Raw genomic sequence first — 21,119 nt, forward strand, 5'->3', positions numbered from 1 at the left:
GCTCCGGCCCGTACCGCCCCCGGCATCGGCCGTGCGGTCCTGGGACCGTCGACCGTGAGCCGGTCATTGAACTCCACGTACCCGGCGACGGCCTGCCCGACCAGGACTCGCCGGTCTCAGCAACGCCCGACAGCAAACTGGTGGAAGCACAGGATGCGTACCTCACGAAGGCCCAACGGCAAATGATCGACGCCGTCCTGGCCACTGCCGTCTGGGCGGCACGCCCACCACCCCGCCGCCGACCCGGCGGCGCCGTACCGGCCCGACCGGGGCCGGTACGGAACCGAACGGAACCGAACGGAACGGAACGGGCGAACTATCCCGCCGCACCGCTCAAGGTCCGCCCGCCCCGTGCCACCGCCTCCGCGTCATCGAACCATGCGGTACGCAGCCGCTCTCGCGCCGCGGCCAGCGCTGCGTCTACGTCACACGTCCCGGTCGACACGCACAGCGTGTAGACCACGTCCTCCATCTGTTGCCGCACCGGTCCGTGGGGACCTGCGGCCCGGAGCTCCGACTCCATCTCGTACTCCTCCACGAGACGTGCCAGCACAGCGGGGTGAGTCAACATCACGATCTCGCTCCTTCACACATGTCGGAGTCACAGGCGGCCTGCCACCCCCGACGCGTCGCCTGCCCCGGCAACGGGCTTCCCATGCGCCGCAGGCGTCGTCGCGAAACCCCGCTTCCGCACGGTCACCGATGGGTCAGTGCTGACCGGCGGTTCGCCGCGCTGTCGCTCGGCCTGTGCCAGGAGCGGTCGGCGTAAGTCCGGCCGGGGCTGCGGCCCGCCCGGTCGCCTGCGGGAGGGGACCGAGCCATTCGCAGAACAGGACCGACGCGTCGTCCCGGTCGTATGGCGGCCGATGAGGCAGTCGGTGAAGCGGGCCAGGCCCCATTCCTCGTTGCCTGCCCGGCGGGCTTCGGTGATGCCGTCCGTGTGAAACACCAACCGGTCACCGGGTTCCAGTTGGTCTCGGCACAGCGGCCGGCGGCTCTTCACGGGCGAGCGACGCCGTCACCCACCTTGTTCACTCCACACGCCGGGCATCGAAGGTGATGTCGTCCACCGCGCAGATGTCTGCGGCCATGTTGCAACGCATCATCCGCAGGGCCGCCTCGGCCAGGTCGGCGTCGATGTGGGCGACCGCGTCAGCCGCTACGACGACGTCGAAGTGCCGGATGTGGGCATCCAGAGCCGAATACATCACGCACTGTTCGGTCACCTGCCCGCACAGGACCAGGCGCTCGGTCCCCAGTTGGCCCAACAGGTAGGCCAGAGGGGTTTCGTAGAAGATCGAGTGCCGCGCCTTGACGACGAAGAGCGAGTTCTCGTCGGGCGCGACCGGCTCCACCAGGGCGCTGTGGTGGCCGTCGAGGGCAGCCCGAAGGATCTCGCCGTGGTGCGAGCGCCACTCCCCGAAATTGTCGTTCACATAGATGACGGGCGAGTCGCTGGCCCGGGCGTGCTTCAACAGTGCCGTGACCCCGTGCAGCGCCTGACGGACGGACGGGACCAGGGCCTCGGCGTCCTCGTGTGCGTAGGTGTTGATCATGTCGATCACGATGAGCGCTGTGCGAGGCATGGAAGCCGCCGCCTTTCGTCCCGTCCATCCAGCCTGTGACCGTCCGTCGGCGGCGGACCGCCGTGGGCGCGGGCTCGCGAGGTTCGATTGGTCTGCTGATTCCAGTCTCTGTCATCCGGGGCGGTGCAGCCGATGAGACATGCTCACGAGGTGCCCCACCACCGTCATGATCGCGGGCCAGCGGCTCTGGGGCCGCGGCGCGCTGCGCACGTTTGAGAGCGCGAGACGCGTGCAGAAGCTATGTGACCCTGGCCTCATCTCAAGAAGCAGGAGACGCATCATGGGCATCGTTGCGTGGATTCTCATCGGTCTGTTTGCCGGCCTCATCGCCAAGGCGATCATGCCTGGCAAGGACCCGGGCGGCATCATCGTCACCATGCTCATCGGCATCGTGGGAGGCCTTCTCGGCGGCTGGCTCGGCAAGGTCATCTTCGGCGTCGACTCCATCGACGGCTTCTTCGACCTCTCCACTTGGATCGCCGCCATCATCGGCTCCATCATCCTCCTGGCCCTCTACCGCCTGGCCATCGGAAGCCGGCACTCTCACCGACATGCCTGAGTGCGGCCGCGGTGTGTCGGCGTAGGACGCCCCTCGCCTCCGGAACGCCGTCCACGCCCAATGCGCAGGGCCGACCGACGCCGTCAGATGGCGGGCAGATGCGGATGCGCACACCATGACCGTGACGTCACACCCCCGATCCGCCCGAGAAGGGCCCGACGGAGATCCCATGCCCCAGGAAGAGCCCCAGCTCCCCGACCCGGTGACACTCCACCCGCGCCCTCCCTTTCCGGACCAGGAGCAGGACCATCCCGGCTCCACGGAGCGGATGCAGCCACCACCCGACCACGGCGAGGACTCGTACCAGGGGCACGACGTACTGCTCGACCGGGCGGCGGTCGTCACCGGCGGCGATTCCGGCATCGGCAGGGCCGTCTGCCTGGCGTTCGCCCGCGAAGGTGCGGACATCGTCTTCACCCACCTCCCCGAAGAGGCGGACGAGGCTGCCGAGACGGCGCGCCTGATCCGCGCGGCGGGCCGCAAGGCCGTACCGGTCGCATGTGACATCCGTGACGAGGAGCAGTGCGCGGCCCTGATCGACCGGGCCGTGCACGAACTCGGGCGCATCGATCTCCTCGTCAACAACGCCGCCTACCAGATGTCTCAGCCCGACGGCATCGAAGCCATCACCACGGAGCAGTTCGACCGGGTGATGAAGACCAACCTGTACGGGATGTTCTGGCTGACCCGTAAGGCCCTGGAACACATGCCCCGTGGCGGCTCGATCCTCAACACCACCTCCGTGCAGGGCTACCAGCCGAGCCCGCATCTCCTCGACTACGCGATGACGAAGTCGGCGATCATCTCCTTCACCCACGGACTGGCCCAGATGCTCGCCGAGCGCGGCATCCGCGTCAACGGTGTCGCACCCGGGCCCGTGTGGACGCCGCTGATCCCCGCCACGATGCCCGACGCGACGAAGTTCGGCGAGCAGTCACCCCTGGGCCGGCCCGCCCAGCCCGCCGAGATGGCTCCCGCCTACGTGTTCCTGGCCTCGCCCCAGGCGAGCTACATCACCGGAGAGGTCGTCAACGCCACCGGCGGCACGCCTCTCCGCTGACCCGGACCGGACCGGACCCTGCAAGGCCACCGGGCTGGAAAATCCGACTCGCCTGGGCCGATCGTCGTTCGCGGCCCGTGACCACGCTGGGGCGGACGGCCTACCGGGGCGTCGAGGCGATTGACGGCAATCAGCCCCTCGGCCGCCAGCAGTGCACCATGCGCGTTCCGTTGCTCCATCAGGATGCAGAGGGTGTACGCCGCGTCCTCGAGTTCGCCACGTACGCCCGCCTCGTCGGGTGCCTACGGCCCGGCGGCCGACGGTTCCGCACATCGGCCGCAGGCACCCCGTCGGGGCCGGCTCTCGGCGGACCGAGCCGCGTCAGCGACGATCCGCCGGGACGTGGCCGCAGTCCGGGGGGATCTCCAGGATGCCCCCGGCTCGCGGTGGGAGTCAGATTTCGGCGAGGCGACGGCGGGCCACCGCGAGGGACCGACCGCGTGGGGCGTTGCTCCACGGGTCGCGCTTCAGGAGATCTTCGACCATGGTGAGAGTCCATCGGCGCGCGCCGAGAGCCGGATCGTCGAGTTCGCCCCACTCCATGGGGGCGGCAACGGGGGCGCCGGCCCGCGCGCGGACCGCGTAGGGCGCTACCGCCGTCTGGGCGTACCCGTTGCGCTGGACATCCAGGTAGAGCCGGCCCTTACGGGCCTCCTTGCGCGGCGCTGTGGTGAGCTGATCGGGGTGACGGGAGGAGAGCTTCTCGGCGAGATCGCGGGCGAATCCGCGCACCTCCTCGAAAGGGGCCTTGCGGTCCAGGGGGACGATGATGTGGATACCGCGCGAGCCGGTGGTCATCGGCAGCGAGGGCAGTGACAGTTCTTCGAGCAGCTCGTGGAGCCAATGCGCGGCCTGCCGCACCGGTGCGAATCCCTCATCGGCCGGATCGAGATCGAAGACGACTCGGTCCGGGTGGTCGGGCCGGTCCGCCTTGGAGAGCCAGCGGTGCGGAGTGATGCACCCTTGATTGGCCAGATAGATCAAGCTCGCCCTGTCGTCGCACAGGACGTGGGTGACGGTGCCCGCCTCTTTCGGCAGTTCGGCACGGTCGATCCAGTCCGGGAAATGGTCCGGCACTTCCTTCTGCATGAACCCCGGCCCCTCGATCCCGTCCGGGTGGCGCTCCAGCATCAGCGGGCGGCCCCTCAGATGGGGCACCATCCGTGCCGCCACGGCACGGTAGTAGTCCACCAGGTCCCCCTTGGATATTCCGTCCGCGGGAAACAGCAGCTTCTCCGGCCGTGAGATCTCGACGGTGCGCCGCCCGGCCTGGATCTTCGTCTTGCTCACTCCGCCTCCCTCGCATGGTGTCTTCTCGTCCTGACGACTCGGCCTCTCACGCGTGTATGCGGTGCGGATACCCGGTTTCGGCCCTGGCACGTCCGGAATGCTCTGGAACACCGCCTCCCCGAGGACAATTCGCCGCACACGGATTCGACCTGATCATCGCGGCCGAGGACGACACCCTCGCCTCAGCCGCGGCGACGCTGGTCACCCAGGGCACACGCGTGGAGGCCATCCGGACCGATCTGACCACCCGGGAGGGCGTGGAGAGCCTGCACCGTGCCATAACGGCCACCCGGCGGCCGGTAGCGGCGGCCGCGCTGAACGCCGGCGTCGGGCAGGGCGGCGCCTTCCTGGAGACCGATCTGGCGGACGAGCTGGAGATCATCGACCTGAACATCACATCCACGGTCCACCTGGCCAAACGACTGCTGCCAGGGATGGTGGAGGTCCTTCCAGGCCGTGTACAACGCGAGCAAATCGTTCCTCCAGTCGTTCGCACAAGCACTGCAGAACGAGCTGAAGGACACCGGGGTGACCGTCACCTCGTTGATGCCCGGTCCGACCGAGACCGAGTTCTTCGAGCGGGCCGACATGCTGGACACGAAGGTCGGCCAGGCGGACAAGGACGATCCGGCCCAGGTGGCCGCGCAGGGCTTCGAGGCGATGATGGCCGGGAAGGACAAGGTCGTCGCCGGCTCCTGGAAGACCAAGGCGCAAGGTCTGGCCAATCGAGTCCTGCCCGACAGCGTCAAGGCGCAGGCTCACCGCGGCATGGCGGAACCCGGTTCGGGGGCCGGAGGGTGATCGGGACGCCGTTCTGGTCTGCTCACAGGCTGCCCCGGGTGAGGAGGCGGCGTACGGCCTCTTCCACGGCGCCGTGCGTCGCACGGTCCCCGCCCCGCGCTCGGCGCTCGCGTCGAGCGCGTCGAGCGCGGGACGAATCGTGACGCCGTCCTCGAAGAGTTCGATCACTGGCGGGTCGACGTGAGGCGCACGGCACACGGCACACAGCCGGGGCGAGGTACCGGCTCACCTCGCGGCCGGCGCGTGCCTCCGCGCTCCGGCAGCCGGCGGGGAAGGTTCCGACTCATCCGTGATGCGGTGGCCCTCGGACTCGACGAAGCGGAATCCGCCGGCGCGCCGACGGGCACAGCCGGGTCGATCTGGGCGACTCGTACGGAGTCTCACGACCGGCCCCGCGCCCCGGACGGCTCAGCTGACATACCGCATGTCTACCGGCCGGGTCGGTCCGCACTCCCCCGCTCCGAACGCCACGCGGTATCGCGGCGTTCGTCGGCGTGGCCGCCGGCGCCCAGCAGGCCGGTGGCTTCGAAGGGCTGCGTACGCTCGAGGCGCGGCAGTTCAGTGCGGGCGACGTGAGTGACGACGGCCGGGAGACAGGCCCGTACCGGTTGCACGGCACGAAGCCAGGCGGGCACGTAGACGGACGTCGCCCGTCGTTCCGCGGCGGTAGCCAGTCGGTCGGCGACCTGGGCCGCCGGGTACACCTTACGCGCGGGCGCCGGCATGTGGGCGCGCAGTTCGCGCAGGACGGCATAGCGGTCAGCGTCCCGGACCATGTCCGTGTCGGTCCAGTTGATGTAGGCGATGCCGACTGCCACACCTCGGTGGGCGAGCTCCGCGCGCAGGGCGTGCGCGAAGGACTCGACGCCCGCCTTGGAGGCACAGTACGCGCTCATGAGGGGGGACGTCCCCATGGACGCCAGGGATGCGACTTGCATGTAGTAGCCGTGCGTGTCGAGGAGGTCGGGCAGGAAGCAGCGTGCTGTCGCCGCACTGCCGATGAGATTGACCTCGATGACACGCCGCCAGACCTGCGGATCCGAGTCGGCGAAGGGGCCCCCTTCGGCGACGCCTGCATTGCCCACCACTACGGAGGCCGGTCCCAGGCGGGTGCGGACCTGTCGGGCCGTGTCGGCCATGGCCGCATCGTCGGTCACGTCGACCTCCCAGCAGGCCGATTCGTTGCGCAAGCAACTGGCCACCTCCTGGAGGCGTGCTCCTTCCAGGCCCAGGAGGGCCACTCGCGCACCCCGATCGTCCAACGCCCGAGCCAGGGCCGCTCCCAGCCCGCGCGCCGCTCCGGTCACCACGACCGTGCGGCCCCGCAGGGGCCGGCTGTCCCTCCGCATGCCCACGTGGCGCCACCGCCCATCCGTAACCGTGTCGTCCGGTCCTCCTGTTTCCAGGATGCGCCTGCTGAGCAGTCACCCGCAGACCGAGGGCTTCACGGCCGGGCGCAAACGCGCGTAATCGGCCGCCCGCTGGACAGAAGCGGGCACGGGGATGCGAGGAGGCGACATGGGCGACGTGCGCGATCCATCCGATGAGCTGTACGCGCGACTACGGCGGGAATGCGGCCGCCGGGCGGACGAGCTGTGGGCCGTCAGCCGCGCCCTGCACGCGGACCCCGAGCTCGCCTACGAGGAGCACCGCGCGGCCCGGCTGCTCACTGACGAACTCCGGCGGGCGGGGTTCGCCGTCGAGCCGGGGACCGCCGGACTCGACACGGCTTTCGTGGCTCGTGCGGGAGGCGGGCGGGGTCGGTGCGTGGCACTGCTGTTGGAGTATGACGCGCTGCCTGACCTGGGACACGCATGTGGACACAATCTGATCGCCGCGGCCGGGCTCGGTGCCGCACTGGCGTTGCGCAGTGTCCTGGAGGACGAGTTCGAGGGCACGGTGCTCGCCGTGGGGACGCCGGCGGAGGAGCGGGGCGGCGGCAAGGTCGCTCTCGCCGAGGCGGGGGTGTTCGACGGTGTGGATGCTGCGTTGATGTTCCATCCCGGCGTGCACGACTGGTCATGGGCGCCGCTGACCGCGCAGACGCAGGTGCGCGTGGGCTTTCACGGCCGGGCAGCGCATCCGACGGGCGATCCCACCCGCGGGATCGATGCCCTGGCCGCCCTCATCCAGCTGTTCAACACGGCCGCCGTGATGAGCAGGCGGTTGCCGTCCGGCTCACACGTGCAGGGGATCGTCACCGAGGGCGGCAGCGCGACCAACATCGTGCCGGCCTTCGCCGAAGGCCTGTTCGGTCTGCGTGCGGCCACGAGCGCCGCCCTCGATGCGCTGGTGGCCGAAATCGGCGCCTGGGCGGAAGGGGTGGCTGCCGCGACCGGCACCACGGTGGAGGTGACCCGCCTGGGCAGGGGCTACGCCCACTTCCGGGACAACGACGTCCTCTCGGACCGGTTCGGCCTGCACATCGCACGCTCCGGCATCCGACTCACCCAGCCCGTCGGCGGGGTGTTCCCGGGCTCGTCCGACATCGGCGACGTCAGCAGCCGCGTCCCCGCCATCCATCCGTTCGTCGCCATCCTGGGCGGCGAGGCCTCGGACCACACCCCCGCCTTCGCGCGCGCCGCCGCCTCGGAACGGGGCCGCGAGGTGATGCTGGCGGCCGCCGAAGCCCTGGCGTGCACGGCAGCCGACGTCCTCACCGACGCCGGAATCGCCGCCCGGGCCTGGGCCCGCCAGCGGGAGAAGGCGGCGGCGGGCCTCTGACGCCCGGGCCGCGGCCCACAATCACGTCCCGACCGGCCGTACGAGAGCACTGCGGTCCCGGGCCGGGGACCCTTCCGCTCCCCCGCACAAGAGCCCGCCGCTCACGACACCCCCTCCGTCTCCCGATAGAAGGCCGGGGCCTTGCGCACCAGCGCGGACTGATGGCTTCGACGGAAGTCCGGCGCGTCCAGCCACGGCGCGACCAGGCCACGCAGCACCTACACGGCCTCGCCCCGCTGCTTGCCCAGCCTTCGTACGTCCAGCACAGCCGCCGAGGCGTCGAACGAGGGAAACGGAAGGAACGTCTGCACGAGGTCCTCCGCCGATACGGCAGTGCAACCAGTACGCGTGTGCCGCGACGCACTGCCCTGCGGGCACAGTGCGAGCCTGGCAGAGGCCCCGGAGCAACGCGCCCGCACACATCCCGTAGGACGATCGGATCCGGTCTTCCCATGTGCCGCAACGAACGGCACGGCCCGACCTCGCGACGAGAGCTCCTGGTCCGAATTGCGTGAGATGCGGCGCGGTCGGGGTACGCGCACCATGGCCGTGACACCACACTGTCGATGAAGGGTTCCGTCATGCCCCGAGGGTCCAACCCCAAGCGCGAGCGTCAGTACGAACACATCAAGGAGTCCGGTGAGAAGCGCGGTATGTCGGAGGGCCGGGCGAAGGAGATGGCCTCCCGGACGGTGAACAAGGAACGCGCCCAATCAGGGGAGAGCAAGACAGCGAGCCGCAGTTCCACCCAGGGCAAGTCCGCCTCGCAGCGCGGCGGCGAGAAGTCCCGTGGCGGTGGCAGCTCCTCAGAACGCACCAAGGACGACCTCTACCAGGAGGCGAAGAAGCGCGGGATCGAGGGCCGTTCCACGATGACCAAGCAGCAGCTCAAGAACGCACTCGATCACTGACCGCGGTACGCCGTGTCGGGCCGGGGCCGGCCCGACCCCCTTCCGCTCGCTCAGGTCCTACCGCGCGGTGTGCCGTATCCCTACCTCTCCGGAAACAGGAGGAGTCCCTGTGGCCGTCCGTCATCAGCTCATCCGGCGCCCCCCTCGAAGCGTGTGGGCCGTCCTCGCCGACCCGACCCTGTACGGGGAGTGGGTGGTGGGTCCGTCCGAGTCCACACCGCTCGATCAGCTCTGGCCGGAGGTCGGATCCCGGCTCCGCTACACCGTGCGGGTGGGCCCCTGGTCGACCGAAGGGGTGACAACGGTACGCCACAGGGAACTCGGCAAGGAGCTGGAGCTGGAAGCGTCGTTCAAGGCCCTCGGCACAGCAAGGATCTTCCTCCAGCTCCGGCCGTGGGGCGAAGAAACCCTCGTCATCTGCGACGAGCACCCCCTGCGCGGCCTGGGCGGCTCCCTGCACAACTCCGTGATCGAAACAGCCCTCCAGTTCAGGCACCGGGGCATGCTGGCCCGGCTGGCCCGGATCGTGGAGCAGCAGCGGGACGAGGTGCTTCGTGCCTGACGCGGTGGTGATCGGCGCCGGGCCCAACGGACTGGTGGCCGCGAACCTGCTGCTCGACGCCGGGTGGAGTGTGGAGGTCCTGGAGGCGCAGGAGGAGCCCGGAGGAGCCGTACGCAGTGACCGCGGGGTGCACCCGGACTACGTCTCGGATGTCTTCAGCGCCTTCTATCCGCTGGCCGCGGCCTCGCCGGTCCTCGCGCGTCTCGATCTCGCCGCCGAAGGGCTGCGCTGGAGCCATGCCCCCTCCGTCCTGGCCCACCCGCTGACGGACGGCAGGTGCGCGGTGCTGGAGCGACGGGTACAGGGCACCTGCGCCAGCCTGGCCGGCTTCGAGGCTGCCGACGCCCACGCCTGGGAGGACATGTACCGGACGTGGATCCGGGTGGGGCCGGACCTCGTACAGGCCCTGTTCACGCCGTTCCCCCCGGTCCGCTCCGGGCTCCGGCTGGCAGCGAGACTTCGCACCTCCGGGGGCCTGCGGCTGGCCCGGAAGCTGGCCCTGCCGGTGCGCCGCCTGGGCGAGGAGGAGTTCGCCGGGGAGGGGGGCCGGCTCCTGCTGGCGGGCAACGCCCTGCACGCCGACCTGGCTCCGGAGGCTGCGGGGAGCGGTGGTTTCGGTTGGCTGATGTCGATGCTCGGCCAGAGCCACGGCTTCCCCGTACCCGTCGGCGGCGCCGGCGCCCTGACCGCGGCGCTCGTGAGTCGGCTGCGGCGCCGGGGAGGTGTCCTGCGCTGCGGGGAGCGTGTCGCGTCCGTCGTCCTGCGCGGTGGCACGGCGGTCGGTGTCAGGACCGCGGGCGGGGAGACCGTCGGCGCGCGGCGGGCCGTGCTCGCTGACACGTCGGCACTGGCCCTGTACCGGGACCTCGTGGGCGAGGAGCACCTGCCGTCCCGCCTCCTGCGGGACCTGGAACGCTTCCAGTGGGACTTCGCGACGTTCAAGGTCGACTGGGCGCTGACCGGCCCGGTGCCGTGGACGGCGCCGCAGGCCACCGGCGCGGGGACGGTCCACCTGGCCGACGGCGTCGACGGCCTGACCCGGTTCGCCGCACAGATCGCCATGGGACAGGTCCCCGACGAGCCGTTCGCCCTCTTCGGCCAGATGACCACGGCGGACCCCAGCCGCTCACCCGCCGGCACCGAGTCGGCGTGGGCCTACACCCACCTCCCGCAACACATCACCTCCGACGCCGGTCCCGACCGCATCACCGGGCGCTGGGACGCCCGCGAACAGGAAGCCATGGCCGACCGCATGGAAGCACAGGTGGAACGGTTCGCACCCGGCTTCCGCGCGCTCATCGGCGCCCGCCGAATCCTGGCTCCCACCACCCTCCAGGCCATGGACGAGAACCTCCACAACGGCGCCATCAACAACGGCACCACAGCCCTCCACCAGCAGGCGATCTTCCGTCCCACTCCCGGCACGGGCCGCCCGGAGACCCCCGTGAAGGGCCTCTACCTCGCCTCCGCGGCCGCCCACCCCGGCGGCGGCGTCCACGGAGCACCCGGTGCGAACGCCGCACGGGCCGCCCTGCGCGCACACGGCCTCCACGCGCTCCTCCACCGCGCCCAACGCGTTTGACGCACATGGCCACGTGTCGATGCCCAGGGTGGCGGCATGCTCGGCGAGGTGCTGGCGGTATCCGCCGTCGACCCACCCTTTGCGGATGGACGGGTGGTCGGCGGCGTCCTGGTCGACGAGGCGGGTGCGCCACGGAGTCCTGCACACTGGCCGCCGTGACCAGCACGGCGAGGAGGAGGCCGAGGGTGTCGGTGACGATGCTGCGTTTGCGGCCCGCGATCTTCTTGCCCGCGTCGACGCCCTGGCCGGCGGCAGGAACGCTGGTGGAGGTCTTGACGCTCCGAGCGTCGATCACGCACGCAGACGGCTCGGCATTCCGCCCTCCCTTCTCCCGCAAAGGCTGCCTGAGCAGGCTGTTGAGCTGGGCGAACACGCCCTCGCCAGCCCATCTGGCGAAGTAGCCGTAGACGCTCTGGTGCGGTGGGAAGTCATGCGGGAATACGCCCACTGGCATCCGGTACGGTCCACGTAGAGGATCGCGTTCATGATCTCGCGCAGGTCATGCCGCGGTCCGGTCCGCTCCAGGGCTCTGGCCGTTCGCCGGCGGCCATCGGAAGTCGGCGCAGCTGTACCGGTCCGGGATAGAAGGCTGCGGTGTCGGGGCCGGCCATGTCTTCGCCGATGAGGTAGCGGTAGAGCCATTCGGCGAAGCTCATGTCGTACTGCGCCCAACCGCCTTCGCCGTCTTCGACCAAGAGCCGAAGGTGCGTTTCGTCCACAGCTACGAGGAACAGTGTCTCGCCTCGGTCGGTGCTGGCGATCGGCCACAGTCCGTTTGGGGTCCCGAAGCTCAACTCCGTGAGTCCGAACAGCAGGCGGGGGTCCGCGTCCGGGTCCACGTCATGCCAGGACACCTCGGTGCGCGACTGCCTCCAGTACGTGCTGGCCATGGCAGCGGGGGCCACGCTCGCCGCATCCCTGGCGGCCTCGGCCGGGATCCACGGGTGGACGTTCGGCATCCTCACCCTGGTCGCCCTCTGTGTCGGCAAAGCCCGGCGCTTCGGGCAGCAGGGCACCCAAGTCGCCGTCGTCGGCTTCTTCGCGTTCTCCTCCGGCCAAGGGCAGATCGACTACATCGGTCACCTGGCCGCGGCCGTGGGCATCGGCGCGCTCTGCGGCCTCGCCACCCATCTCGTTCTCGCTCCCGCCCGCCACACCCACCATCGGAAACAAGCCGTCACCGATCTCTACACCGCCATGGCCCAGCGCCTCACCGACCTCGCCGACACCCTCGAAGCAAGCGATCCCGCCCGGGACCACCTGCGCCAGTGGCGACGCGACTGGCACGGACTGTCCGCCGAATGTGAGCGCATGCGGCACGCCATCGATACCGAGATCGAAAACGGCCGCATGAACCCCCGCCGGGCCTTCGGCGACTCCGACAAGGCCCTTCCCCGCGCCCGGGAAGCGATCACCGTCGCCGAACGCGGCATGGACCACCTGCGCTCCATGACCCGAACCCTTGACTACGCCCTCGGCAGTGGGGAACTCGGGAATCTCCCCGCCCCTTTCCGGCCCCGTTTCAGCGCTGTCCTGCGCGCCGTGGCCACCGCGATGGAAAAGATCGGCCAGGAGTCCCCCACCGACCCGGACCTCCTCGACACGCAGATCGACGAAGCAGCCGCAGAACTCGAGCGGGTGCAGCGGCAAAAGGGACCACCCCGGATGCCTCTCCGGCCGTACACGCTTTACAGGGCACGCTGCTCACGGATGCCGGCCGCCTCCTGGCCGATCTCCGGTCGGGCTGGCAGAGCGTCGCCAGTACGTGAGGTTCCTCGATTCAGCATGGCCGGCGTGGTGTGTCAGCAGGGTCGGGGTAGACGGGACAGGAGAGACGTCAGGCGTCGGCAGCCGGGCGTCGCCCAACGGTCGAGTCGCCGACAAGGCCGACCGCGCCAACACCCCCGAAGATGGCACCACCCGTCATGGACAGTCCGGCGAAGCGCGTGGCGTCGGCAAGGACGACCGAACCATGAAAGCGGCAGTGTACGAAGGACCGCGGACGGGGAAGACGCGACCCTGACCATGAACGGACTCATCGACTCGGTCCGGTTCACCGGTGGCATCGGCGATGTCGGCGTGTTCCTGCCCGAGGGCCCGGGCGGCGCCGAGGCCCAGGGCGAGCTCGAAGCCCAGGGGAAGGTACCGCTGGACTTCGGCATGCTCTGGTTCAAGGGCCGGCGGATCGGCACCGGCCAGGCGCCGGTCAAGCGCTACAACCGGGCCCTGCGCGACCTGATCGCCGGCGGCAGGGCCGAGCCGAGCTTCCTCGTCCCCCACGAACTCACCCTCGACGAGGCCTCATCGGCGTACGAGCACTTCGACAACCGTGACGACGGCTGGACCAAGGTCGTCCTCCACCCCTACGGCAGCCGGAGTAGCGCGGGCGGCTCCTCCCACCACACGCTGCAGGAACTACGCCGGGAAGCGAAGGCGCAGGGCATCGAAGGCCGCTCCCACATGAACAAGCAGCAGCTGGAACGGGCGCTCGAGTCTTGAGCCCATGGACGTCGCAGCGGCCGAGGGCGACCCCCGGCTGAATGAGCCAAAGCGGATGGATGGAGCCGCTTACGACATCAAAGCGGGGGGTGCGGGTAGCCGGACATCATGGACCTCAACACTCACACTCCGCTCCGTGCTGTCGCGCTCGTCTGCACCCTCTCGTCCTCGCCCGCTCCGTCCAGCTCCCAATTGCTGGCCGAGCAGACGATGACCGCCCTCGCAGAGCACGGTGTAACGGGCAAGACGATTCGGATCGCCGACCACGACGTGAAGCCCGGTGTGAAGACCGACATGGGCGACGGCGACGCCTGGCCGGAGATCCGGGACACCATCCTGGGATGCGACATCCTGATCCTTTCGACGCCCATCTGGCTCGGCCACCCGTCCAGCATCGCCCAGCGGGTCCTGGAGCGCCTGGACGCGGAGCTCGGCGAGAGCGACGACGAGGGCCGCATGCTCACCTATGGCAAGGTCGCCGCGGTGTGCGTCGTGGGCAACGAGGACGGCGCCCACAAGGTCAGCGCCGACCTGTTCCAGGGCCTCAACGACGTCGGCTTCTCCCTCGCACCGAACGCCGTCACCTACTGGGTCGGCGAAGCCATGCAGGGCACCGACTACCAGGACCTCGACAAGACCCCCGAGAAGACCGCCGCCGCCACGGCCACCTTGGCGGCCAACTCCGCCCACCTCGCCCGACGCCTCAAGACAGCCCCCTACCCGGCGAGTTGACCCGCACCCCGCCCTTGCATGCCCCGGCTGAACGACCGCCCCTCGCCGCCCACCCGCAAGCCCTCGGGGGGCGGCGAGGGGCAGTCGGCGGGAGAAGGGGGCGAAGGAGTGATTCTCGTTGTCCTCCTGATCGGTGCATTTTGGTACGCGAATAGGCGGAGGCGCCAGAGGCGCCTCCGGCCGCACAGAACCCTGTCGCACAGCGCCGCGAGATCCTGGCAGACCCCGGGCGTGCATGCCCGCCACCAGAAGAAGGCCGGCACCGCCGCTGGTGTTCAGCCAGGCCAGGTGCCGGTCAAACGGCGTACGGCTACGGCGCCCGATCGGTCGACCGAGGCCTTGACCACAGCGAAGATCGCTCCCTGGATCGCCGCAGCAAGCAGGACCTGCTTCCACGTGCGGCCTTCGTCCGTGGCCTCCGGGGTGTCACCCTCCCCTTCGATGACCTTCCAGGCCTGCTTGAACGCGGCGCCCGCGACCATGCCGCTCGCCGCTCCCAGGGCGAGCCTGACGGGCTTGTAGGCAAGCTTGGAGGCCTTCATCGGCGACGTCCACGGCTGCGACGGGCCAGTACCAGCGCGATGATCACAGCGCCGGCGACCAGGAGCGGAGTGCGGTTGCCACGTGCGACCGCGGCGGCCCGGCCGGCCTTCTCCAGGAGCGGCCCCGGGGCCTTGTCCGCCGCGTACCGGCCGGCGCGGGTCGCGCCGTCCCACACCTGCGCGGCGGCCTGGGCGGTCTTGTCCAGGACCGGGTCGGGGGTCCTGTCCCGTACCAGCTGGGCAGCTCGTCCCGCCTTTTCGCGGAACTGGTCGGCGATCAGTGAGGCCTTCTCGGCTGTCTGCTGTTTCATGACGGCGGTCTTCTCCTTGGTTTCGTCCTTGATGTCGGCCTTGGCGGCCTTGGCGGCCTTGGCGGCCTTGGCGGCCTTGGCGGCCTTGGCGGCCTTGGCGGCCTTGGCGGCCAGAGCCTCGACGTTCCGGCCGATTTCGTCGCGCGTGCGTTCGACGCTCTCGCTCGGCTCTGCGGGGGTGGGCGCCTCGGAGGCGGGAGCGCCGGGGGCGGATCGGGGTCGGTCGTTCATCGGAGTGCGATCTGCCGCTTCCCGGCGAGCGCAGTCACCGCGCCTGCTGCCGCTAGCGTGCCGGTGATGGCGAAAGCTGCCACCCCCACCGGCAGGACCAGGGCGAGGGCGGCAATGCACGTCGCCAGCAAGGCCTGGGCGGTGAAGAGACCGAGGACGCCCACCGCAGGAAAGAGACTGCCGCCCGTTCCGTAGCACTTGCCCTTCCGCGTCATCTCCGCGCGGGTCAGCACCATCTCCTTACGGACCAACTCGGCGGTCTGCCGAAAAGCATGCGAGACCAGTGCACCCGCCGAGTCGGCCACCACCTGGCGCTGCCGCACGATCGTCGTACTCATGGCCGAAAGTCCCGGGCAGGCTGGTGCCGAACTGTGCTGCGAGCCGCCATCGCGGATCCCTCCTCGTTGCGAGGTGCATGCTGTGGTCGAGGCGCGCCTACCCCGACTTCGCCACAACACCCGCTCCACGAGCAGCAGCCCTACGCGGGAGTCCGCGGGAGCAGGTGAGAAAACCAGCCGGATCCGGACGGTGATGGAGACCGCGGCTCCCCCATTTGGCGGGCCTGTCGTTCGGGTGCAGTCGAGGCCAGGACGGGACGACGGCAGGACAGCGGGTAGGCGTCGTGTATGAACTCACGCACCCTCGACAGCTCACCCACGGCCGGGCCGACCGCGGCTCTTGACACTGCCTCGGCATGCTGGCTGAAGACCCTGGACCGGCTCGAACGGACAACGGTGGCCGATCCGGCCATCAGGGCGCTGCAGCGGGGAATCCGCTCACTCCCCCTGGGCGCCATGCGCGATCTGCTGCGCGGCAGACCGCTGGGCCACCCCGTGCACCCCGTGCTCGTGCAGGTACCCATCGGATGCTGGCTGTCGGCCTCGGTACTGGACTGCGTGCCCGGGACGCAGCACGCGTCGACCACCCTGACCGCCGTCGGACTGGCCGGTGTCGCACCAGCCGCGGTCGCCGGCTGGGCGGACTGGGCGGATCTGCCGCCCGAGCAGGCCCGGGTGGGCCTGGTCCACGCGGCCTCCAACATCGCTGCAGTGGCCTGCTACACCGCGTCACTGGCTGCGCGGCTCCGCGGCCGCTCGGCGCGGGGCCGACTGTGGGCTCTGAGCGGGATGGCTGCCGTAGCCGTCAGCGGCGCGCTGGGCGGCCACGTGGCCTACCGACAGGCAGTCGGAGCGCACGCCTCTGCATGAGGGAGCTTCTGTGGTACCGCTCCGTCCCGCCTGATGAGCCCCCGGGTATCAGCCGAGTTACGGGGACTCATCGGCGCCCGCCGAGGCGGGCCTTCTTTCAGGAGGGGGGCGTTGCGGTGTGGTCAGGATGGTGGTGAGTGCGGCGAATCGTTTTGAGGCGGGCCTCCAGGAGGTGACCCCGCCCACCGGCCACCTCGTCGACGACGTCCCGTTCCACTGTGGCGAAGGGCTGGTAGTAGGTGGAGTTGTAGGCCTCGACGATCTGGAACGTCCAGTGGCCCGGGATGACATTGCGGCCCACGATTTCGCGCTCCACCCGATCGGCCTGCTCCTCGTGCCCCGCCTCGCGCAAGAGCCGGGCAGCGTCGCCGAGCTCGAAGTCGGCGGTCCCGGTCAGCTGGTGGAACCCGTAGAGGTGACCGCGGGCCCGCTCCGTGGTTTCCAACGCTTTCGAAAGCGCACCCAGAGCGCGCACCGTCTTCTCGTCGACGCCGTCCGGAACCTGGTGTGCCCGATCCATCTCGTGATTGCTGTCCATGGAGGATGTTCTGCCCGTAGGACGCTTCAGCACTGGGGGGATGGGGCCAAGCGGCGTAGAAGATCTCCCCAGATGCATCGGCCCTGACACGGCTCCGTCGCACTGTCGCACCGTCGCAGAATGCAAGCAGGATCCCCTGCCCGGCCATCAGAGTAAGAAACAGATAAGAATCGAATGCATGCCCTGGGTGCGGTCGGGCACACGGTGCTTCGGAGGTTGATAACCATGGTTCCCCTGCTTCTCGTTCTTCTGCTGATCCTTCTCCTCTTCGGCGCGGGTTTCGCGGTGAAGATTCTTTGGTGGGTGGCTATCGCAGTCCTGATCCTGTGGCTGATCGGTTTCGTCGCCCGGCCCAAGGGCGGTAGTGGCCGCTGGTATCGCTGGTAGCCGTAGGACGCAGCGCGGTTCTGACACTGCATGGCGGTGGCCGGTCACCCCTTCCTTTGGGTGACCGGCCACCGCCATGTCAGTTTCAGCTCCCTTCGCGAACCCGATCGGATGGACGCACATATCGCGGGCATCCGGAGGGCAGCCGTGACGGTCGCCGGGACGGTCGCCGTGACGCAGCAGGGAACCGCTCACCTCCAATGATCGACGGCCGCCCCGGTCCCGTATTTCGATCCGGGTGCGTGAGGCCGTAACCGCGGGGAAGGCGAAGTCCAGGCGGAATGCAGCACAACCGCCGAACACGACGTACGGAACAGGGAGGATCGGTGGAGAGTTCGCTGTTCCGCCGTCTCCCGTTGACCGGAGGAGTTGTTTTCGCGTGACTGAGCATGTGTGGAGCTACCAGACGACCGCGGGCCACCTGGCCGGTACCGATCTGACCGGCTACAAGGTCGAGGCGACCGACGGCAGCATCGGCAGGGTCGACAAGCACTCCGACGAGGTCGGTGACGCCTACCTGGTCGTGGACACCGGCGTATGGATCTTCGGCAAGGAGGTCCTCCTGCCGGCCAGCACGGTCGTCAGGATCGACACGGAGGAACAGAAGGTCTTCGTCGACCGCACCAAGGAAGAGATCAAGAACGCCCCCGAGTTCCACCGGGACAAGCACCTCGACGACGCCGGGTACCGCAGGGAACTGGGCACCTACTACGGCACCGGCGCCCCCTTCGGCGGCCGACCCGCCTGATCGCCTTGCCGCACGACGACGCCGGTCCCGGCGCCCAGGAGGGTGCCGGGACCGGCGTCGTGCGGGTCATCCGTCCTCGAATTCCAGGACCTCCGCCAGTGCGACTTCCTGTTCCTCCACGTCATGGGCGCTCTCGGCGATCACCGCATACCGCCAGGAACGGCCGTCAGGGGGCGCGTCCGCGTAGAGGACCACGCCCTCGCCACGGTCCTGGTCGAAGGCGAGGCCGGATGCGCGCAGCCGGGAGAGGGCCCCTTCGAAGTCCATGGGACCGCGCGTCCAGCCCTTCGACACCGACCATGCCGGGTGCGGCTCGGCCGCCCCCGCCGTCAAGCGGGTGACCATGGCGTGCGGTGTGGTGGTGGCCGTACGACGGATGTTGCTCTCACTCGCGTACACGATGCCGTCCGCGTCTACCAGTCCGTCGAGCCCGAAGGGCCCGCCGTAGCCGTGGACGGCGAGGTGACGGCCCAGGGCCGTCCCCCACTCCTCCATTTCGCCGGCCACGTGCGCGCAGGACGGCGGCAGTGGAGAGGCGTATCCCGTGAAGGATCCCTGAACCGTGCGCATCGCACCGCTGAAGAGCGCGTGTGCCCCGGAGGCGGCCACCTCCATCTGGATACTGACCGACTCGGCCACGTCGAGGCACTCCTCCACCACCCACAGGCCCTCCGGCCCGCCGACCGTATCGAGCAGCAGGCTCGCCTCGCCCCTCAGGTCGTCGCGGGACACGAAGCGCATTCCGTGCCCTCCAGCCGAACGGTCGGGCTTCACCACGACACGCTCGTGGTCCCGCAGGAGTTCGCGGGCCACGCCTTCGGTCTCCGGGCGACGGCACATCCGCCCCGCGGGCAACCGCAGGCCCAGTTGCCCGGCCGTCTCGCGGAAGCCGGTCTTCGTGTTGAGCAGCATGGTCATCTGCAGCGCCACCTCGGCGGCCTCGACCGTCGGGTACGGGTGCACCGCGATGCCGATGTGCCGGGCGAACGCGATCGCCGACGCGTCGAGCGCCGTCGGCAGCAGCGCCGCACCCCGGTCCCCCGCGAGAGCCCGGACGTGCTCGACGAGGCCCGCCTCGCGCACCGCCCGCGCCAGCGGGACGGCGCCGGCGGGTGGTACCTCGACGACGGCCACCGATTCCGGGGGCACCCCCGTCAGGTCGTACACGTACCGCAAGAACTCCCGGCTCAGCGGCACGGGAGTGACGAACACGTCCCCCGGCCGGAGCAGCCACGCCTTCCGCGGCGCCTGCTGGGCCCACGTCGTCAGGATCTGACCCTCGTCGAGATCCACCGCCAAGTCGGAGAGGAAGTTCGCGAACACGACGATCGGGCCCGTCTCAGTCACCGCTCTGCTCCTCTGGTCGCCGCACGGCCGTCCACAGTCAGCGTGGGGTCACCCGCTCAGCCCCTGCCGGGTGCGGCGCCCCAAGAGAAGTCGCCACCTGAACGGGGAGGCAGGTCAGGGAAACAGTGCCCACGCCTCGGGGCCGGCCCCACGCCACTCCACGAAGTCGGGGTCGGTGAGGTCGACGTCCTCGGCGTTGTCCATCCCGGCAGCGGCGAGGAAGGCTCGGACATCGGCTGGGCGGTGTGCCACTCCGATGGCGACGCCGTCATAGCGGACACGGCGCCAGCCCAGCTCGTCGGGCGGGTGGATGATCAGCTTGGCAGCCATGGGCCCAGCCTCTGCCGCACCCAGCGCATCGGCACCCCTTCGCGTCCGAACGGGTGAGCTTCGCGGGGCAGCTGCCGCCACGGGCACCGCCTGTGGTCGGTCCCAGCATACCGACCGCCCTCGGGCTGGAGCGTGCCCGCGGGGCACACACATCCGGTCACGCCTCTGCCTGCTTGAGGGCAGGCAGCGCCTACGCTGAATCGATCAGCCGGAGACGAGCACGGAGTCGTCGAGGGTACCCGTGCCAGGCAGGTGGTGGCGGGCGGCAATGAGGGCCGCGTGCACATCCGTCGTACCGGTGGACACGCAGAGCGCTCGCTCGACGTCCTCGATCTCCCCGCGCACGGGCGACTCGCCTTCCGCGGCGTCGAGTACGGAGAGCGCCCAGTAGCGGTCGACGAGGCCGGGGAGTACGGCCGGGTGAGCCATCAACATCGGTGATTGCCTTTCGCCATCGGATCCGGATCGTGGCCGTCGCCTACCCTCCCGATCACCGTTGAACCATGGCCTCGGCTGCCCGGGCGACGCGTTCCAGGGATACGCCGGAGGCGCGGTTCACGACATCGGCCAGGTCGGAATCCGCATCGGTCGGCAGCCGCGACGGCCCCTCTGCCTGGCTCAGCGGCTCGGGGTTCGCGCTGGTCATGCCGCCTCCTCGGGCCCGATGGGGCGGGGTGGAAACGGTGTACCAGGAGAACCGCTTCTTCGAGACCCGTGCGCACTGCCACGCCAGGAAGTTTCGTCCGAACCGGCCCACCGGGCCTTGACGGCACGGGCGGCCTCACCGCCTGTTCCGCCTCGGTTGCTGTGGCAGCGCCTGGTCAGTGTGCCGCGGTCGCCCGCCGCGTCCTGAGTGGGCGACGCCGGCGCGTCCCAATACCGTGACCATCGGCCGACTGCGGTTCCCGGGCGCGTCGACGTGCTTGGTCCCGTTCTTCGAGCAGCAGCCTCGCGTGTGATGACAGCGCTCCGATGATCGCGGCATTGACACAGTCCGTAGCCGTACCCGCGGCTTACGCGGTGAGGGGCGTGGGCCTCGCAAGCGGTGGGCCCGCGCCTCCTCAAGGTCAGGGCCGTCGTACCGGTCCTGTTCCTGGGGCGAGACGGGTTCGACTTCGCACAGGCGGAACGCTGCTGCCAGGACCCCCGCAAGGTCGTCGACCGTAGGCAG

At 69.8% G+C, this 21,119-nt stretch carries 25 protein-coding genes and 4 pseudogenes; 12 read left to right on the forward strand and 17 right to left on the reverse strand.

Going from position 1 to position 21,119, the window contains the following annotated elements; all coding sequences use genetic code 11:
• Positions 1–316: 316 nt before the first annotated feature.
• From IE257_RS06415 to IE257_RS06425, 3 genes are read right to left on the reverse strand one after another with little or no spacing between them, the layout of a single operon-like run.
• Positions 317–571: a DUF5133 domain-containing protein gene (locus IE257_RS06415; RefSeq protein ID WP_245384618.1), complete on the reverse strand. Its 255-nt coding sequence runs from the start codon at positions 569–571 to the stop codon at positions 317–319.
• Positions 572–601: 30 nt separating this feature from the next.
• Positions 602–1,003: a SpoIIE family protein phosphatase gene (locus tag IE257_RS06420; protein WP_372452946.1), complete on the reverse strand. Its 402-nt coding sequence runs from the start codon at positions 1,001–1,003 to the stop codon at positions 602–604.
• Positions 1,004–1,031: 28 nt separating this feature from the next.
• Positions 1,032–1,586 carry a cysteine hydrolase family protein gene (locus tag IE257_RS06425; protein ID WP_189965545.1) on the reverse strand — a complete coding sequence of 185 codons (555 nt, stop codon included), beginning with the start codon at positions 1,584–1,586 and terminating at the stop codon, positions 1,032–1,034.
• Between the two features lie 280 nt (positions 1,587–1,866).
• Here IE257_RS06425 and IE257_RS06430 point away from each other — a divergent pair, with 280 nt between their 5' ends.
• Both IE257_RS06430 and IE257_RS06435 read left to right on the forward strand, forming a co-directional pair.
• Positions 1,867–2,145 carry a GlsB/YeaQ/YmgE family stress response membrane protein gene (locus IE257_RS06430; protein ID WP_189965547.1) on the forward strand — a complete coding sequence of 93 codons (279 nt, stop codon included), beginning with the start codon at positions 1,867–1,869 and terminating at the stop codon, positions 2,143–2,145.
• 169 nt (positions 2,146–2,314) lie between these two features.
• Complete coding sequence (locus IE257_RS06435) at positions 2,315–3,205, forward strand: SDR family oxidoreductase (protein ID WP_189965548.1); 891 nt, start codon at positions 2,315–2,317, stop codon at positions 3,203–3,205.
• On the opposite strand, the pseudogene IE257_RS39330 reads toward IE257_RS06435, so the two are convergent.
• A pseudogene (locus IE257_RS39330) lies at positions 3,154–3,429 on the reverse strand (DUF5133 domain-containing protein); the annotation flags it as partial. The gene IE257_RS06435 and the pseudogene IE257_RS39330 sit on opposite strands and share 52 nt — an antisense overlap.
• A 169-nt stretch (positions 3,430–3,598) precedes the next feature.
• Positions 3,599–4,495 carry a non-homologous end-joining DNA ligase gene (gene ligD / locus IE257_RS06445; RefSeq protein WP_189965550.1) on the reverse strand — a complete coding sequence of 299 codons (897 nt, stop codon included), beginning with the start codon at positions 4,493–4,495 and terminating at the stop codon, positions 3,599–3,601.
• A 56-nt stretch (positions 4,496–4,551) separates the two neighbouring features.
• Here ligD and IE257_RS06450 point away from each other — a divergent pair.
• A pseudogene (locus IE257_RS06450) lies at positions 4,552–5,296 on the forward strand (SDR family NAD(P)-dependent oxidoreductase).
• Between the two features lie 428 nt (positions 5,297–5,724).
• On the opposite strand, the gene IE257_RS06455 reads toward IE257_RS06450, so the two are convergent.
• Complete coding sequence (locus IE257_RS06455; protein WP_189966205.1) at positions 5,725–6,645, reverse strand: SDR family oxidoreductase; 921 nt, start codon at positions 6,643–6,645, stop codon at positions 5,725–5,727.
• Positions 6,646–6,814: 169 nt separating this feature from the next.
• Between IE257_RS06455 and IE257_RS06460 the strand changes: the two genes are divergently transcribed.
• The 4 genes from IE257_RS06460 (at position 6,815) to IE257_RS06480 (ending at position 11,075) form a co-directional block, all read left to right on the forward strand.
• The gene (locus IE257_RS06460) at positions 6,815–8,020 is read left to right on the forward strand and encodes an amidohydrolase (RefSeq protein ID WP_189965552.1); all 1,206 of its coding nucleotides are present in this window, start codon (positions 6,815–6,817) and stop codon (positions 8,018–8,020) included.
• Positions 8,021–8,601: 581 nt separating this feature from the next.
• Complete coding sequence (locus tag IE257_RS06470; RefSeq protein ID WP_189965554.1) at positions 8,602–8,931, forward strand: plasmid stabilization protein; 330 nt, start codon at positions 8,602–8,604, stop codon at positions 8,929–8,931.
• Positions 8,932–9,040: 109 nt separating this feature from the next.
• Positions 9,041–9,493 carry an SRPBCC family protein gene (locus IE257_RS06475; protein ID WP_189965555.1) on the forward strand — a complete coding sequence of 151 codons (453 nt, stop codon included), beginning with the start codon at positions 9,041–9,043 and terminating at the stop codon, positions 9,491–9,493.
• Positions 9,486–11,075: a phytoene desaturase family protein gene (locus IE257_RS06480; RefSeq protein ID WP_189965557.1), complete on the forward strand. Its 1,590-nt coding sequence runs from the start codon at positions 9,486–9,488 to the stop codon at positions 11,073–11,075. Before IE257_RS06475 ends, IE257_RS06480 begins: the two co-directional genes overlap by 8 nt.
• Before the next feature lie 15 nt (positions 11,076–11,090).
• Here IE257_RS06480 and IE257_RS06485 read toward each other — a convergent pair.
• The 3 genes and pseudogenes from IE257_RS06485 to IE257_RS06495 form a co-directional block, all read right to left on the reverse strand.
• Positions 11,091–11,612, reverse strand: a pseudogene (locus tag IE257_RS06485) (IS5 family transposase); the annotation flags it as partial.
• On the reverse strand, positions 11,558–11,965 hold the full coding sequence (locus tag IE257_RS06490; RefSeq protein ID WP_229920160.1) for a hypothetical protein: 408 nt from the start codon (positions 11,963–11,965) through the stop codon (positions 11,558–11,560). The pseudogene IE257_RS06485 and the gene IE257_RS06490, both read right to left, overlap by 55 nt.
• A complete protein-coding gene (locus IE257_RS06495) occupies positions 11,916–12,725 on the reverse strand; it encodes a hypothetical protein (RefSeq protein WP_189966272.1) in 810 nt (269 codons plus the stop codon). The genes IE257_RS06490 and IE257_RS06495 overlap by 50 nt, the downstream gene beginning before the upstream one ends.
• Before the next feature lie 357 nt (positions 12,726–13,082).
• Here IE257_RS06495 and IE257_RS06500 point away from each other — a divergent pair.
• Positions 13,083–13,574 (forward strand): annotated as a pseudogene (locus tag IE257_RS06500) (aldehyde dehydrogenase); the annotation flags it as partial.
• 108 nt (positions 13,575–13,682) lie between these two features.
• Positions 13,683–14,306, forward strand: coding sequence for a flavodoxin family protein (locus IE257_RS06505; protein WP_189965559.1), 624 nt, complete (start codon positions 13,683–13,685; stop codon positions 14,304–14,306).
• Between the two features lie 275 nt (positions 14,307–14,581).
• On the opposite strand, the gene IE257_RS06510 is transcribed toward IE257_RS06505, so the two are convergent.
• Genes IE257_RS06510 through IE257_RS06520 form a run of 3 tightly spaced genes read right to left on the reverse strand, consistent with a single transcriptional unit; the run spans position 14,582 to position 15,728 of the window.
• A complete protein-coding gene (locus IE257_RS06510; RefSeq protein ID WP_189965561.1) occupies positions 14,582–14,848 on the reverse strand; it encodes a DUF4235 domain-containing protein in 267 nt (88 codons plus the stop codon).
• Positions 14,845–15,390 carry a hypothetical protein gene (locus IE257_RS06515; RefSeq protein ID WP_189965563.1) on the reverse strand — a complete coding sequence of 182 codons (546 nt, stop codon included), beginning with the start codon at positions 15,388–15,390 and terminating at the stop codon, positions 14,845–14,847. The genes IE257_RS06510 and IE257_RS06515 overlap by 4 nt, the downstream gene beginning before the upstream one ends.
• Positions 15,387–15,728 carry a phage holin family protein gene (locus IE257_RS06520; RefSeq protein WP_189965566.1) on the reverse strand — a complete coding sequence of 114 codons (342 nt, stop codon included), beginning with the start codon at positions 15,726–15,728 and terminating at the stop codon, positions 15,387–15,389. The genes IE257_RS06515 and IE257_RS06520 overlap by 4 nt, the downstream gene beginning before the upstream one ends.
• 288 nt (positions 15,729–16,016) lie before the next feature.
• Here IE257_RS06520 and IE257_RS06525 point away from each other — a divergent pair, with 288 nt between their 5' ends.
• Positions 16,017–16,598: a DUF2231 domain-containing protein gene (locus IE257_RS06525; protein ID WP_189965568.1), complete on the forward strand. Its 582-nt coding sequence runs from the start codon at positions 16,017–16,019 to the stop codon at positions 16,596–16,598.
• 97 nt (positions 16,599–16,695) lie between these two features.
• On the opposite strand, the gene IE257_RS06530 is transcribed toward IE257_RS06525, so the two are convergent.
• Positions 16,696–17,136 (reverse strand): hypothetical protein, encoded by a 441-nt coding sequence (locus tag IE257_RS06530; RefSeq protein WP_189965570.1) that lies wholly within the window; start codon positions 17,134–17,136, stop codon positions 16,696–16,698.
• Positions 17,137–17,361: 225 nt separating this feature from the next.
• Here IE257_RS06530 and IE257_RS06535 point away from each other — a divergent pair, with 225 nt between their 5' ends.
• Both IE257_RS06535 and IE257_RS06540 read left to right on the forward strand, forming a co-directional pair.
• A complete protein-coding gene (locus tag IE257_RS06535) occupies positions 17,362–17,523 on the forward strand; it encodes a hydrophobic protein (RefSeq protein WP_189965572.1) in 162 nt (53 codons plus the stop codon).
• A 379-nt stretch (positions 17,524–17,902) separates the two neighbouring features.
• Positions 17,903–18,271: a PRC-barrel domain-containing protein gene (locus IE257_RS06540; protein ID WP_189965574.1), complete on the forward strand. Its 369-nt coding sequence runs from the start codon at positions 17,903–17,905 to the stop codon at positions 18,269–18,271.
• 66 nt (positions 18,272–18,337) lie between these two features.
• On the opposite strand, the gene IE257_RS06545 is transcribed toward IE257_RS06540, so the two are convergent.
• From IE257_RS06545 to IE257_RS06560, 4 genes are all read right to left on the reverse strand, one after another.
• Positions 18,338–19,618, reverse strand: a complete 1,281-nt coding sequence (locus IE257_RS06545) for a preATP grasp domain-containing protein (RefSeq protein WP_189965576.1) — start codon at positions 19,616–19,618, stop codon at positions 18,338–18,340.
• 114 nt (positions 19,619–19,732) lie between these two features.
• Positions 19,733–19,948: a hypothetical protein gene (locus IE257_RS06550; RefSeq protein ID WP_189965578.1), complete on the reverse strand. Its 216-nt coding sequence runs from the start codon at positions 19,946–19,948 to the stop codon at positions 19,733–19,735.
• Between the two features lie 204 nt (positions 19,949–20,152).
• Positions 20,153–20,383, reverse strand: coding sequence for a DUF5133 domain-containing protein (locus IE257_RS06555; RefSeq protein ID WP_189965580.1), 231 nt, complete (start codon positions 20,381–20,383; stop codon positions 20,153–20,155).
• Positions 20,384–20,438: 55 nt separating this feature from the next.
• Positions 20,439–20,594: a hypothetical protein gene (locus IE257_RS06560; RefSeq protein ID WP_189965582.1), complete on the reverse strand. Its 156-nt coding sequence runs from the start codon at positions 20,592–20,594 to the stop codon at positions 20,439–20,441.
• Positions 20,595–21,119 lie beyond the last annotated feature (525 nt).

Origin of the sequence: Streptomyces avidinii (assembly GCF_014650695.1) — a bacterium.
Lineage (GTDB): Bacteria > Actinomycetota > Actinomycetes > Streptomycetales > Streptomycetaceae > Streptomyces > Streptomyces avidinii.